The sequence below is a fragment of the Spartinivicinus ruber genome (assembly GCF_011009015.1).
Taxonomy (GTDB): Bacteria; Pseudomonadota; Gammaproteobacteria; order Pseudomonadales; family Zooshikellaceae; genus Spartinivicinus; species Spartinivicinus ruber.
Genome location: NZ_CP048878.1, coordinates 3620600 through 3634044, shown reverse-complemented (window position 1 = coordinate 3634044; position 13445 = coordinate 3620600). Strand labels below are relative to the sequence as shown.

The window sequence follows — 13445 nt, the reverse complement described above, 5'->3', positions numbered from 1 at the left end:
TAGGTGTTAAAAAACAGCAAGAATACCCACAGTGAAGGGTATTTTAGGCGAGGCCATCGAGCGATGAAGTCCCAGGAGTTTAGATTCAACTAAATGACTGGGGTGAAGACAGTTTATTGCTCCTGCATAAATTGCATTCACACCATCCGTGGTGTTCAACGACGATAACAAAGCCTAAAATTCATTCACGAAGGGTATATCGAAAGGGAGTGTAGTAATGAAATATCCATATTTTCTGCTTATTATCATCGCGACCACAGTTTCAGGTCTACCAGGCTGTATTTCATTACCTGCACAACCTAATGATCCTGCTTATGCCCCTGTTTATCCCGCGACGCCTAAGCCCACAGAATTAAATAACGGTGCTATTTACCAGTCAGGATTTGAAATTACTTTATATGAAGACCGTAAAGCTCACCGCGTGGGAGACATTATTACCATTCAATTAGATGAATCGACTCGAGCAAAAAAAGAAGCAGATACCGAGCTTAGCAAAAATACAGATGCTACCATTGCAAATCCCACCGTATTAGGGAAAACAGTCAAAGGTCTGTTTGGAGGTGATTTAAGCTTGGATACCAGCTTATCTGCTGAACGAGATTTTGATTCAGAAACTGAGTCGAAGCAAAGTAACAGTTTAAGCGGCAATATCACCGTTACGGTCTCAGAAGTATTACCGAATGGTTTATTAAAAGTGCGGGGCGAAAAATGGTTAACCCTCAACCGTGGTGATGAATATATCCGTATTATGGGTTTAGTCCGGCCAGATGATATTGGTCCAGATAATGTAGTTTCTTCACAAAAAGTAGCGGATGCACGTATTACTTATAGCGGCCGAGGTGAATTAGCGGACTCAAATACAGTAGGCTGGATTACCCGGTTAATTTTAAGTGCATTTTTTCCATTCTAGTGTTACCTGGGAATGACAAGTTGTGAATATCAAAGTAGCGAATAAATTATCCTTTGTTGTGACTATATTCGTCGTCTGGTTTGTAACCGTCTGGTCTTTAAATGTCACTGCTGAACGGCTAAAAGACTTAGCAAGTATCGCTGGGGTAAGGTCAAACCAGCTGGTGGGTTATGGTTTGGTGGTAGGTTTAGATGGTACTGGGGATAAAACCAGTCAAACCCAATTTACCTCACAATCATTTATGAGCATGTTAAAGCAATTTGGTATTAACTTGCCACCTGGCATTAGGCCTCAATTAAAAAATGTAGCAGCTGTTGCGATTCATACTGATTTACCGCCTTTTGCCAAGCCAGGGCAAAAAATTGATGTGACGGTTTCTTCTATTGGTAATGCTAAAAGCCTACGGGGAGGCAGTTTATTATTGACTCCCTTAAAAGGGGCGGATGGACGAGTTTACGCGATTGCACAGGGTAATTTAGTGGTTGGAGGGTTAGGCGTTGAGGGTGCTGATGGCTCTAAGGTAACAATCAACGTACCCAGCGTGGGTCGTATACCTAATGGAGCAACTGTTGAGCGCGCAGTACCAAGTGGTTTTAATCGTAATAATAAAATTTTACTTAATTTAAATCGCTATGATTTTACCTCAGCAAAAAGAGTGAGCGAACAGATTAATCAGTTACTTGGGCCCAATATTGCTCAGGCAATTGATGGTGGTTCCATAGAAGTTACGGCACCATTGGACCCTTCCCAACGGGTGACTTATATGTCGGTATTGGAAAATCTGGAAATTGATCCTGGTGAAGCGCCAGCAAAAGTGGTGATTAACTCGCGCACGGGCACTATTGTAATTGGCAAACATGTGCGAGTGTCACCAGCGGCGGTTACCCATGGGAATTTAGTTGTAACGATTAGTGAAGATGCTGCTGTCAGTCAACCTAATGAATTAGGTACAGGGGATACCGTTGTAGTACCTCAGTCAAATGTGGAGGTTGAGCAGGAAAGCGATAAAATGTTTTTATTTAAACCAGGCGTAACGTTAAATGAAATTGTTCGAGCAGTGAATCAAGTCGGTGCTGCGCCAGGTGATTTAATGGCAATATTAGAAGCGCTAAAAGAGGTAGGGGCTTTAAGAGCAGATTTAGTCGTAATTTAATGATGAAAACCATTTGCTTTGGATGAATTTGTTTGAGTGTTATTTTGGGAGGATTAGGCTATGGAGCATCAGCCTACAAGTATGTATAGCCAGTTAAATAGTTTACAAAATTTAAAAGGGCTTGAGAAAAAAAATCCTACCCAAGCATTAGAGCAGGTTGCTAAAGAGTTTGAATCGCTTTTTACTCATATGTTACTAAAAAGTATGCGTGCAGCGAATCAGGTCTTCAAAGAAGGTAATTATTTTAATAGTAACGAAACAGATTTTTTTGAAGAAATGCTCGATAGTCAGTTATCAGTTGAATTATCGAAAGGGAAGGGAATTGGTTTAGCTGATATGCTGATTAAACAATTGGCTCCGCGTAGTCAGATTGGTCAACAAACCGAAGCTAATCTTGAGCAGAAGTCTTTAGAATTTGAGCAAGCGGCAAAACAACGGCAGTTATCGTATACTTTGAGTTATGTTCAAGCGATGAAAATGCTGCCCGAAGAGGAAAGCAAGCAGGAGACAAACCAACCACAAATAGAACATCCTCCCCTTTATAATTCTGTGACAGCTGGGGAGAGAAAAACTGAGCAGAATCATAATCATCAGTCTATTATAACCAAGCTTGATAATATTTTAACCAGCTTGTCTGGCTCAACATCAGATCCGAGTAATTTTGTCCGTCCTGAATCTTTTATAAAGCATGTTTATCCCATTGCCAAAAAGCTTACGAGTGCTCTAGGCTTTAATCCGGCTGTTTTAGTAGCTCAAGCTGCATTAGAAACTGGTTGGGGCAAACATATCATTAAACAAAAAGATGGTAACTCCAGTTATAATTTATTTGGCATTAAAGCCGACCGACGTTGGCAGGGTGATAAAGCGCATGTTAATACCACTGAATATCGGCAAGGAGTTGCCATAAAAGAGCGGGCGGCTTTCCGCTCTTATGACTCTATTGCATCGAGTATCAATGATTATCTGGAGTTTTTGCATGTGAACCCTCGATATCAAACGGCACTTACCAAAAAGGATAATCCGGAACAATTCTTGAATGCATTACAGAGGGCAGGTTATGCAACGGATCCAAATTACGCTAAAAAGATTTTAAAAATAGCTAATGGACCTTTATTTAAAGCCACTATCGAGAAGTTATAAACTCTGGAATTACCAATAAAACTTGCCTGGTATATTTAATACTTTTCGTGTATAGCCACAACTAAGAGGTTATAACAGGAGCTAAACCATGGCAGGTAATTTACTGCAAATAGGCACCACTGCCTTACAAGCTTACCAACGGGCATTAGCTACAACTGGACATAATGTGGCTAATGCAAACACACCTGGTTTTTCACGCCAAGAAACAATTTTCGATACCCAAAAAGAACAGTTTATAGGGGGTGTATTTTCAGGCAGAGGTGTGCAAATTACAGATATAAGACGTTTAGCTAATGAGTTTGTCACTAACCAGTTGCGTTTAGATACATCGAGTTTTTTTCAGCTAAATGCCTTTGATCAGAATATTCGTCAGCTGGATTCGGTATTGGCTGACGAAACCACTGGACTAAGTGTGGGGCTTGAAAAATTTTTTAATGCGATGCAAGCTGCTTCTGAAAATCCCACATCAATTCCATCACGTCAACTGGTATTAACAGAAGCAAAAGGATTAGCGACGCGGTTTAATTCATTATATTCTACCTTTGAAGAGCAAAATAATGCACTGAATACTGAAATTGAAGCATTAATTGGGGAAATTAATGCATTAGCTGCAGGTATTGCGGATCTTAACTTACAGATTTCTAATGTGGTTGGTAGCGGTACCAGCACGGCTGGACAACCTAATGACTTATTGGATAAACGGGATGAGTTGCTGAGAGAGCTGTCTGAAATTGTGGGTGTACAGGTGGTGCGTCAGGATGATAACACTATTAATGTGTTTATTGGTAAAGGCCAGGCGTTAGTATTAGGTAGCAGTAGTTCAACACTAATTACGCAACCAGGCGGAGCTAATAACGAAGGCTTTGATGTGGTTGTGCAAAGTACTAATCAACCGATAAACCAAGATTTAACAGGGGGAACTTTAGGCGGCTTAATTACTTATCGGGATACCATTTTAGACCCTTCTTTTACTAATTTAGGTTTAATCGCTGTGGGCTTAGCCAAAACAGTTAATGATCAACAACGCATAGGCTTAGATTTAACAGGTAGTTTTGGGGAGCGAATTTTTAATGATGTGAATGAACGTCAGGCGACCTTAGACCGAGTGTTTGCTGATAGTCAAAATGCTTTACCTGTGGACCGAGTGTTATCATTAGTGATTAAAGATGTACAACAGATGCAGGCCAGTGATTATATCTTTAAGTTTTCAGGCTCAGACAACTTTACTTATTCCATTACCCGTAGCAGTGATGGGGTAATAGTCAAACAAGGCTCTATTAGTGGTTCATTTCCTGAGACACTGGAGTTTGATGGTTTAGAATTAGCCTTAGAAGGTGGTACATTTCAAAGCGGGGATACTTTCTATTTACAACCTACCAGGCGTTTCTCCCGTGACTTTACTGCGGTTATGGGTGACCCTAGAGAATTAGCGTTTGCAGCTGCTATTCGCACGTCAAGTTCTACTACTAATCAGGGAACAGGACAAATATCCCAAGGAGATGTTTTTCAAGTCTATGATCAGGTATCTGGTGCATTATTGCCTGCATTTGCCACATCAGGACAACTATCTCCACCCATTATCATTAAATTTACCAGTCCTACGACTTATGACGTGTTGGATAACTCTGACCCAGCTAATCCTGTACAACTGATGCCGCCCATTCGCAATCAGGTGTTTGTACCAGGTACGCAAAAAGATGTTTTTACTACGGATGTTAATGAAACCATTGGCTCTACTCGACAACGGGGAACAGGTAATATTGGTTTGGTGGTTGCGCCTGTCATTAATCCAGTAGCACCTAGCCCATTAAATAGTTACCCATCAGAAACGATTTCAGTTTTTAATCGTGATCCTGTCACTGGAATAATTACCACCACTAATATTATTACTGCAGCAAATGCATCCGCTCAAGAAATTGCTAATCAACTGACTCAAATTGATGGGGTTACCGCTAATGCATTTAATCAGGTTGAGCTAAGAAATATTACCGGTGTTGTTGGTAGCAACATGGAGTTTTTTTTGAATGGGGAAGATTTAACCAACCCAGCATTAGGGCCTGTACCTACACCTGATACTAATCCACTATTAAACCAACCGTATATTCAGTTTTTGGCCGACCGAATTAATAGTAATGGTAATTTAACCAATCAAGGTATTCGCGCGGTTGTATCTGAGTCCGGTGGGCCACCACCCATTCCTACATTAAAAGTGTTTGCAACAACTGGGGTGGATTTAGATGTGAGCTTGAGAACATCATTAGGTGCAGGCAGTGTTGAAGTCACAAATGGTGAAGCTGGAGGGTCATTTTCAGCCCAGACTTTAGATGGTGCTGTGGCGGGTGCGGGAAACCAGCATGCAACGACTATTGGTGGTAGTCTTGATGTTACCATGGCCGATGGGGTGTCAATGCGTACAACACCTGTTGTCAGTAACTTATTTGGTGACACCGCTTCATTCAATTTCGCTCAGAAATCTTTTAAAGGTTACCAGGTAACTGTACAAGGCCGCCCTGAACCTAATGATACTTTTACTATTAACTTTAATAGCAATGGTACTTCTGATAATCGCAATGGATTTAAAATAGCTAATTTAGGCACAGATAAAACTTTACTAAATGGCTCTGCCAGTTATGCTGAAGGCTATGCGCAATTTATTGAATTTGTGGGGGTTAATGCAAGTCAAGCGGCAATAGATAAAGCGGCCAGTGAAACGCTGTTAGCACAAACGGAAGGTGTTAGGCAGTCGGAGTCTGGTGTTAATTTAGATGAAGAAGCTACAAACTTAATTCGGTTTCAACAGGCTTATAATGCCTCAGCACAACTAGTAACTGTGGCTAGGGAATTATTTGACACTTTATTAAATAGTGTATAGAAAAATTCTTGCTAAAGCGCAGGGTATCGTTATGCGAATTTCAACATTAGATATTTTTCGACTAGGCCTTAATCAGATCCAAAAAAATAATGCTGAGTTACTGAATACTCAACAACAAGTCGCTACTGGGCGGCGGGTGGTGACTCCGGGTGATGACCCGGTAGCTTCAACGAAAATAGTTGCTATTCAGCAAGACCAAGCGATAGCTGCACAATTTCGGCGTAATTTAGATGCTGCAGAGAATAGTTTAAAAATAGAAGAAGCAGCATTGCAAGGAATTAAAAATGTTTACCAACGGGTAAGAGAGCTAACAGTAAGAGCCGGTAATGGTAGTTTAAGTTTATCTGATAAAGCAGCGATTGCCGACGAAATTGAAGTACGGCTGGACGAACTTAAGGATTTATTTAATCGTAAAAATGCTGATGGCGTATTTATATTTGCTGGGTTTCAAGCAAGTCAGTCGCCTTTTATAGATAAAGCTGGAGGCGGGTTTGAGTACTTAGGTGATGAAGGACAGCGTTTTTTACAAATTGCGGCTAGTGCCAGTGTAGCGATTAATGATAGTGGCAAAGATTTGTTTGTTGATGTACCCAGTAATCAAAAAACCTTTTTAACATCGGCTAACCCTAATAATACCGCTAATCCGCTAGCGACTATTACAGTGGGACAAATTGTTGATCAGGATGACCTGGATGCTTTTTATCCCGATGATTTGATTATTACTTTTAATCCAGAAACAGCGGTTGTACCTAATGGTGCGAACTATACAGTAAAAACCAAAGAAGGGGGGCTTACCTTAGCCAGTAATATCCCATTCCAGGCAGGGGAATCCATTTCTCATAATGGCATGGCTGTGGTTATTGAAGGTACGCCAAATGCAGGGGATACATTTTTTATTGATACCAGTGATAAACAGGATGTACTGACAACAGTTAAACGACTTCAGGATGGTTTAGACAATGCGCAAAATGATGGCCCAGGCAGGACAGTTTTACAGAAATTATTAGATGATACCTTAGTCAATATGGATAATGCGATTTCAAGTTTGCTGGAAGTGCAAAGCGAACTGGGTGGGCGGCTAAATATTATTGATAGTACACGGGCCCAAAATGAAGACTTTAATATAGTCAGTGAAGAGTTTTTAGCTGAAATTTTGTATGTTGATCAAGCTGAAGCAATTAGCCGGTTGTCGTTGCAAAACTTCTTGCTACAAGCCGCACAGCAGAGTTTTACAACGATTAGTAACCTTTCATTGTTTAATAATTTATAGTGTGCTTTTCGTATGTAAGAAGTTATATCGCTTGGGCAAAAAACTGATACATTCCTAGGAAAGCTAGGGGATTTTGCTTTTCAAATTCATGCCATGCGGTTAAATCTTGCATACTGGCAGGAGAGGGATATAGCTTTTTAAACTGAGTAAAAAGCTCATGGCTTCTAAAGTAAAACCCTCTAAAGCCTAATGAATGGTCTTTTAATAATTTGGCTACTTCTAGTGCCGTATAGCAATGTTCTTGTGCATGAAACAATAAATCACGGCACATACTGGTAGAAAAAAAATCACTCACTTTTATACACGTATCGAATTCTTCTCTTTTTTGGGTTAACGCTTGAAAACGAAATTGGCGGATGTTGGTTAAAGTGGGGGCAATTGTATTATTCGCGCGAAACTTCTCTATTTCCTGGCGTGCTGTTTGGCTATACAGTCCTAGTTTCATAACACCTTGCTTAACCAGTAAATTTCTCAATATTGCCAAGCCATTGGCAGGTTGCTCCATATGGTGGAGTACCCCTACACATTCAATAATATGGAATTTTTCTTTCAATGCATCCAGCTGCAGAATATCACCTTGGTAAAAGCTTATATTGTTAATTTTTAAATGATCAGCCATTAACTTGGCATAAGCCAAGCTTCGGCTGCTAAGGTCAACAGCAATAATCTGCAAGTCAGGAAATAATAATGCTTGGCTAATCGGGTGTTTGCCAGTACCACAACCTGCTACTAACATTTTTAGCGCTTTAGTTGAAAATTTGGGTTTGATAAATGGCGGCTTATGAATATGATAATACTTAATATAGTTGCAGTAATTTGGTAGTTGAACGACTTCTGTCCAACGTGGATAAGGGTTTTCTTCATATTGGTTTTGGACGGCAGAAGAAACTGGGTGATCGATAGGTGTGAGCTGAGGAATCGTTTTGGCTAGGATGATTTCCTGTTGCTGTTGATACAGTACTTTTTTCATGCAAGCCTGCATTTCCAGTGGCCAGTCAACGAGTGAATAGTTTAATAGGTGCTCAAAGTAAGGTTGCTGGGATAATGACTCATACAGGGACATTAATAAGATTAAACCAGCAATTTGGTCTAGTGAATGATCAGGGGCTTTTAGTAAGTTACTAATAAAATCATGAATAGAGTCGATGGTACTGGTTTCATCACTGTTTATAAAGAAAACATATTCATTCAGATAGGCTTGCAGAGAAAATGCACACAGTAAGTCGTTTAAATGCGGAGGAATTTCTCCTAATTGAATAATTGTATTTAATAAGGTATTACGTATTTTAAGTAAAAATAACTCAATATCAGGATCGGAAAAAATAATCCGTTGGAGTGCTTCAATTAAAAATCTATCTTGAGCAATACCACTTAAGTCAACGGAAAGGTTAATTTGATTATCAATTAATTGGTATTTGAACTTGATGAGTGAAGTCACTAGAGAAGCAATATCTTTGCTATCAAAACGACTATCTTTTAAATAGTCTGTTGCACCTTGTACCAATGGTTCACTGTATTTGGTAGCTTCTATGTGCTGTAAACAGTTACGTGATTTAATAATTAATAAGTTATTAATGGGAAAGCTGTTGACTGCTTTGGTGAAATTATAAAATGCTTCTGTAAACTTACACTGTAGAAACTGTGCTTCAGCAACGAGAATAGCAAGTAGTGGATTAGTGATAACTGATTTATCAAGCGTTATAACAGTGTTAATTACCTCATCAGGCTGACTGTTACACAAGTGGATACAGGCAGAGCGTAAACTTTGTAGATAACTAGATTTTATATGAGCACTTTTTAATAAAACCTGACTAAGCCCCCGAAATTCACCTTTCAGTAAACAGTAAGTTACGTTGGCTAAAAACGTGACGGAGTCGTTATGGTTTTTTGACTTTCTTATTATTGAGGAAAGCGACTTTTCATCTAACTGAGATAGCTGATTAATTAATGCAGTGACTTGTTGATCACTATTAGCAACAAATTGTTTGGAGTTAACCAGGTTATTCATATGATTACCACACTACTGTTAAAGAAGGCCATTACCAATGCCTATTAGTTAATCATTACGCCAATCTGAATAAGACTTTGTAATAAAGTTGATAAAACAGTATTGGCTACTTCATTATTATTGGCTGGCTGTTGCATTTTTTTAGTGAGTGAAAAGTCGAGCTTGCCTTCTTCTAATAGCTGTTTGACTGCATTGATTAATTCACTGTTTGTACGGGTACCATCAAGCAAGGGAATAAAGTGCTTTAGGTTGGCATCAAGCGATAATGATTCATGGTGTTGGGTAGTGAATACTTCATGATTATCCCTTAGCTGCTGTGCAATCAACGGGCTAGCAATGGGTTTATCACCTACTTGATTAACACATAGCGGAGGGGTAATTCTAAATAATCGAAGTGAATTGGCCTGAAAAGCTGTAATGATATCGTCACATAACTGTTGTATATCCTTTTCCAGTATTTCTTGAGTCTGGTTGTCAATGGATAGCCCCAGCTTTTGATAACTTAACTGAAATAATTCGTTAAAACTTAAACTGCAAGGCCAGCTGTCTTCTAAGCTTTTGAATGCTGCTTTTGTGATAGGCATAGATACGGTTAATTCTGGGGATACTTTGCTTTGTGAGATAAATTGCACACTGGATCGATCAGCTAAGTCATAAATTTTATCTTGTACTTTTAAATCGCTGAGTAAACTTAACAGGCGAACTCGCTGTGTTTCAACAATCGGGTTTATCTGATGTTTATCATGCACCAATAAACTCGATCGAAAGGTACGGGCTGTGGCAAAATCATAATATTGCTCTACCATTACCCGATCATCAGAATAATCAAGCATTTTTTGCTGAAATTCACTCGGTAAATTGCTTATAAAGTTGTCGTTAAAGCAGGCATCACAGAGATAAGTCAACTGGTATCGTTTGGCAAGATTCATAAAATCGTAGAAATAGTAGGGAATATTAAAATCAGCTAAGTGTTCATGCAGGATATAATGGTCAGGTACACTGTTTAAGTGTTCAAGTTGTTGGTTGAAAATATCTTTGAACTGAGTATTTTCAGCAGTGTACTTAGCATATAATTCAACAATAGCTTTAGCTTCTTTCACTTTGTTTTCTAAAGGTGATTTTTGTACCCTGAGACGCATGAGGTCTTTAACAATATTTTTAATATGCCAGCCTGGGTGAACGTTATAGCTGATATAAGCAATGCCAAATTCGCTCAGTTGTTTTTGGCATACCTCAAGAATTTTTTGTTGGACTTGAGGGGGAACCCAGGAAAATACCCCATGGCAGATGATAAAATCAAATTGACCAAAGCTATCATCTATTTGTTCAATACTTACATTTAATAATTTGATGTTTTTAAGTCTAAGATTTGCTGCTTGGTCAGTTGCAATATCAATTTGATTCTTTGAAATATCAATTCCAACGAACTCACTATCTGGGTAGTTCATTGCCATCGGTATAATATTGCCACCCATAGCGCAGCCAATTTCCAATACCCGACATTGCAATGGATTAATTGGCGTGAAGCCAAAGAGTACCCCTAAGCTTGCAAGATGTTCTGGGTGGGTTTTAACAAAAGGATCACTACGGTAAAGGGTATCATCATAGGCCTGGGCAATGGTTTTAGACGCTTGTTCCCCTTCAACTAAGTTACTCATATAGAATATTCCATTACATTACAGTAGTGGTATAGCTTTATTATTGTTCATTGCAATAAAGCATAGCGCTTTTAGCCATGATCGGTAGTATTTGTTTGCAAGAAAAGTCACAAATAGCTGTTTTATGTTTGATATGTTAATGATGTGTGATAAAAAGTGCCTGACTTACTAAAGTAAGTCAGGTGCTGGAATGACTACGCTAGCCTTGTAATAATTGTAATACCTGTTGTGGCTGCGCATTGGCTTGAGCGAGTATAGATATACCCGCCTGTTGTAGTACTTGGGTGCGAGATAGCTCGGCAGTTTCTGCTGCGAAGTCGGCGTCTTTAATTCGTGAGTTGGCTGCAGATAAGTTTTCGGCAGCAATTGCTTGGTTAGCAACGGTTGATTCAAAGCGATTTTGAATAGCGCCTAAATTGGCTCGTTGAATATTAATCGATTGTAAGGCATTATCCACAGCATCCAACGCTCTCAGTGCACCTTCTACTGTTGATACATCAATGTCTTTAACAAATTGGCCTGATTCTGCACCACCAAAGGTACCTGCTTGTAATCCATGGTTAGTCAGGCCATTTGCATTATTGGTGGTTAATACAATCGGGTTGGCAGACGAAAGCCGTAGCGAAGATTCATAAGTAGCTTGGGGCTCTGCACCACCTGGGTCTGTGTCTACTAGTCCCGTTGCAGCAGGAGTTAAAGTAGTGTAGCTAATGGTAATATTTCTGCCATCTTCTGCCAGTAGTTGTACTCCACCTGTATTACTCCCTGTATCAATAGCCATAACCCCAGTTTGCCCTGATATAGCATTAATCGCATCAATGACACTAATACGACTGGTTTCTGCATCTGTTGTTGTGGTAATGGACGCTGTGACAACGCCGTTAATAGTTATTGTTCCTGTTAGTGCAGCAGGTGTCATGGTAGATCCATTGACTAAATTTGGATTGGGTTTTGCTGTTACTCCTGTCCGTTCACTCACCTTATTAATAGCGGCTGCTTTAGTAATAGCACTACCGGCTTTATTCATATTTGAAGCAGTATCATCCAAGATATTACCTGCTGGTACAGGTACATCGTTAATAACGATGTCTCCATTCATGAGTGCTGGTGCATCATCTTTTGCTGTGGTAGCAGTATTGCCATCAATAGCTGCTAGTGACGATAAGAATGCCCCAGTTCCGGAATAGGTACCTTCTGCCAGGCCGACGTTTTGATTAAGCTGGCCATCAGGGCCCTGTTCAATTTTAATATTTGAGCCATCACGGGATATGAGTGTAAACCCACCCGCTGCAGTAGCACTCAGTTCTTCTGCTGGAGTAGGTACTGCACCTGCTGCAATGATGCCTGTAGTGGCTCCAATAGCTGGTAGTCCAGTAGAAGCAGGTGTAACGCTCCCATTGCCATAAACTAAAGTGATATTACGGCCATCTTCTGCTTCTAAAATAATCCCAGACTGATCTGCTCCGGTATTAATAGCAACAACCCCAGTTTCATCAGAGCGTGCATTGATTGCTGATATAACAGCATCACGATTAGCATCAGTTGACAAATTGGTATTCGTTGCTAGTGCAATGGTAACACCATTTAAGAATATATTTCCTGTAAGGTCTGCGACAACTTGACTGGTGCCTGCAACCGTATTGGTTAATACTTCAGCAGTAACACCTGTCTCGTCAGCTTTAGAATTAATAGCAGACACTTTAGCAATAGCGCTGGCACTTTTGTTAGCAATCGAAGAGGTATCATCAGTGGTTTTAGAACTAGGGATGGAAATACCATTAATTAATAAATCCCCTTGGGCAATACTGGAATTGGTACCTCTAGCACTGACTCCCACCGATTGAGATGCACCCAGTTCATCTACCCGAGCGCCATCCACACCAAAAGTGACATTTTCACCTTCATTAGCACCAATTTGAAAGGTCACTTCAGTGAAAGTGCCGTCTAATAATAAAGTGCCATTAAAGGCTGTTTGCTCGGATACTCGTTGAATTTCTTTTTTCAGTTGTTGTACTTCTGCATTTAATGCCTCACGGTCTTGGGCACTATTAGTTGCATTTGCAGATTGTAGGGAAAGGTCTCGAATACGAAGTAAATTTTCTTTCATGGCCCCTAAAGCGCCTTCAGCGGTTTGGGCTAGCGAAACCCCGTCATTGGCATTGCGGATAGCCACATTCAAACCACGAATTTGGGCATCAAATCGAGTGGATATTGCAAGCCCTGCTGCATCATCTTTTGCACTATTAATCCGTAAACCGGATGACAAACGCTGCAAGGCAACAGCATTGTCGGCTTGGGATGTATTTAAGTTTCGTTGTGCATTCAACGATGGAATGTTGGTATTAATGACTTGAGGCATAACCTCCCTCCTACTAACTGCTTACCAGCTGTAGTCACGGCATTTATTCAACAAATGCCGTATTGATAAGCTGGC

General features: G+C 40.0%; 8 protein-coding genes. 5 read left to right on the top strand and 3 right to left on the bottom strand.

Annotated elements, in window-relative coordinates; translation table 11 throughout:
* Nucleotides 1-217: 217 nt before the first annotated feature.
* The 5 genes from flgH to flgL all read left to right on the top strand — a co-directional run bounded on the left by flgH (nucleotide 218) and on the right by flgL (nucleotide 7345).
* Nucleotides 218-910 carry a flagellar basal body L-ring protein FlgH gene (flgH, locus tag G4Y78_RS16585; RefSeq protein ID WP_163834083.1) on the top strand — a complete coding sequence of 231 codons (693 nt, stop codon included), beginning with the start codon at nucleotides 218-220 and terminating at the stop codon, nucleotides 908-910.
* A gap of 58 nt (nucleotides 911-968) precedes the next feature.
* Entirely contained in the window at nucleotides 969-2063 is a 1095-nt protein-coding gene (locus G4Y78_RS16580; RefSeq protein ID WP_163836503.1) for a flagellar basal body P-ring protein FlgI, read from the top strand.
* Nucleotides 2064-2123: 60 nt separating this feature from the next.
* Entirely contained in the window at nucleotides 2124-3203 is a 1080-nt protein-coding gene (flgJ, locus tag G4Y78_RS16575) for a flagellar assembly peptidoglycan hydrolase FlgJ (protein WP_163834082.1), read from the top strand.
* An 88-nt stretch (nucleotides 3204-3291) separates the two neighbouring features.
* Nucleotides 3292-6075 carry a flagellar hook-associated protein FlgK gene (flgK, locus tag G4Y78_RS16570; protein ID WP_163834081.1) on the top strand — a complete coding sequence of 928 codons (2784 nt, stop codon included), beginning with the start codon at nucleotides 3292-3294 and terminating at the stop codon, nucleotides 6073-6075.
* 31 nt (nucleotides 6076-6106) lie between these two features.
* Nucleotides 6107-7345: a flagellar hook-associated protein FlgL gene (flgL, locus tag G4Y78_RS16565; RefSeq protein WP_163834080.1), complete on the top strand. Its 1239-nt coding sequence runs from the start codon at nucleotides 6107-6109 to the stop codon at nucleotides 7343-7345.
* A gap of 22 nt (nucleotides 7346-7367) precedes the next feature.
* On the opposite strand, the gene G4Y78_RS16560 is transcribed toward flgL, so the two are convergent.
* From G4Y78_RS16560 to G4Y78_RS16550, 3 genes are all read right to left on the bottom strand, one after another.
* A complete protein-coding gene (locus G4Y78_RS16560) occupies nucleotides 7368-9353 on the bottom strand; it encodes a class I SAM-dependent methyltransferase (protein ID WP_163834079.1) in 1986 nt (661 codons plus the stop codon).
* 44 nt (nucleotides 9354-9397) lie between these two features.
* Entirely contained in the window at nucleotides 9398-11011 is a 1614-nt protein-coding gene (locus G4Y78_RS16555; protein ID WP_163834078.1) for a methyltransferase regulatory domain-containing protein, read from the bottom strand.
* Between the two features lie 199 nt (nucleotides 11012-11210).
* The gene (locus G4Y78_RS16550; RefSeq protein WP_163834077.1) at nucleotides 11211-13370 is read right to left on the bottom strand and encodes a flagellin N-terminal helical domain-containing protein; all 2160 of its coding nucleotides are present in this window, start codon (nucleotides 13368-13370) and stop codon (nucleotides 11211-11213) included.
* Nucleotides 13371-13445 lie beyond the last annotated feature (75 nt).

Coding starts and splice junctions, on each gene's coding strand:
- flgL (WP_163834080.1), top strand. CDS start 6,107: ATGCGAATTTCAACATTAGATATTTTTCGACTAGGCCTTAATCAGATC.
- flgH (WP_163834083.1), top strand. CDS start 218: ATGAAATATCCATATTTTCTGCTTATTATCATCGCGACCACAGTTTCA.
- flgJ (WP_163834082.1), top strand. CDS start 2,124: ATGGAGCATCAGCCTACAAGTATGTATAGCCAGTTAAATAGTTTACAA.
- G4Y78_RS16550 (WP_163834077.1), bottom strand. CDS start 13,370: ATGCCTCAAGTCATTAATACCAACATTCCATCGTTGAATGCACAACGA.
- flgK (WP_163834081.1), top strand. CDS start 3,292: ATGGCAGGTAATTTACTGCAAATAGGCACCACTGCCTTACAAGCTTAC.
- G4Y78_RS16560 (WP_163834079.1), bottom strand. CDS start 9,353: ATGAATAACCTGGTTAACTCCAAACAATTTGTTGCTAATAGTGATCAA.
- G4Y78_RS16555 (WP_163834078.1), bottom strand. CDS start 11,011: ATGAGTAACTTAGTTGAAGGGGAACAAGCGTCTAAAACCATTGCCCAG.